Raw genomic sequence first — 1,069 nt, 5'->3', positions numbered from 1 at the left:
AGAGACGCTAGCGTGGCTGGCGCGGCTCGTCATGCGGCACGGCACGATCTGCCTGTGGCGGTTGGCGGCACATCTAACGACGGCAGCGCAAACGGAATCCGTGCGGCGACGGTTTTACCGTTTTTTCCAGTTTGTCAATCTGGACGGTGCGATGGCGGCGCGGGTCGTGGTCGATCTCCTGGGGCTATCGGGCAAACCGTGGGTTCTGGCGATCGACCGGACGAGCTGGGATTTTGGCAAGACCACGATCAACATCCTGATGATCTCGGCGATGTGGAATGGTATGGGCATTCCGTTGATCTGGTCGCTGCTGCCCTCGGTGGGAAACGCGAACACGGCGACGCGAAAGTGTCTTTTGGATCGTCTGCGCCAAGCGTTCCCCGATGCGCGAATCGCCTCGCTCATGGGCGACCGCGAGTTCATCGGCGACGCATGGATGGCGTATCTGGCAGCTCTAAAAATCCCTTTTATTCTGCGGCTGCGCGAGAACCAGCGCGTCATGCGCGAGGGCTATGAAACCTGGACGATGACGGACATCGCCAGGCGTCTGGCGCAGGGGCAAAAGATGATCGTGAAGGGCTGGTGTCGTCTTGGACAAGACGCGAACCGCCAATCTCCCGCCGGGCGTTTGGTCGTGATGCGTTTGCCGACGGGCGAACTTTTGGCGTTGGCTTGTTCCGGCAATCCGCGCAGGGCGTTCGCGGCTTATCGCGACCGATGGAAAATCGAAACCCTGTTCGGCAATCTCAAAACCAGGGGCTTCAACCTGGAGGACACGCACATCCCAAACGCGGACAAGTTATCGACGCTGCTCGGCGTGGTGGCTTTGGCCGTCGCGCTTGCCGTCAAAACTGGCGTGGCGGTGGCGCGGTTGAAACCGATCCCGTTGAAAAAGCATGGCCGCAAAGCGTGGTCCCTGCTCGCGCTCGGCCTGCACAGGCTGCAAAAGATCTTCGCCAGCGCAACTTATGCTCAAACAACCGTCTTCCTAAAACAACTCCTGTCCCCAAAACTACCCATCAACCCATGGATATCTATAACCCATTAAATGGGAGTCTAGGTTGAGGAC

The 1,069-nt window shown here is 58.9% G+C and carries 1 protein-coding gene; it reads left to right on the top strand.

The window, feature by feature from the left end; translation table 11 throughout:
• Positions 1 to 1,048: IS4 family transposase (locus tag ACREXZ_RS30895; RefSeq protein WP_431767921.1), on the top strand; the 1,048-nt coding region annotated here is incomplete at its 5' end.
• Between the last annotated feature and the right edge of the window lie 21 nt (positions 1,049 to 1,069).

This window comes from Paraburkholderia sp., from assembly GCF_050742655.1.
In the GTDB taxonomy this organism is placed as follows: domain Bacteria; phylum Pseudomonadota; class Gammaproteobacteria; order Burkholderiales; family Burkholderiaceae; genus Paraburkholderia.
This window is presented reverse-complemented; position numbering and strand designations above follow the sequence as displayed.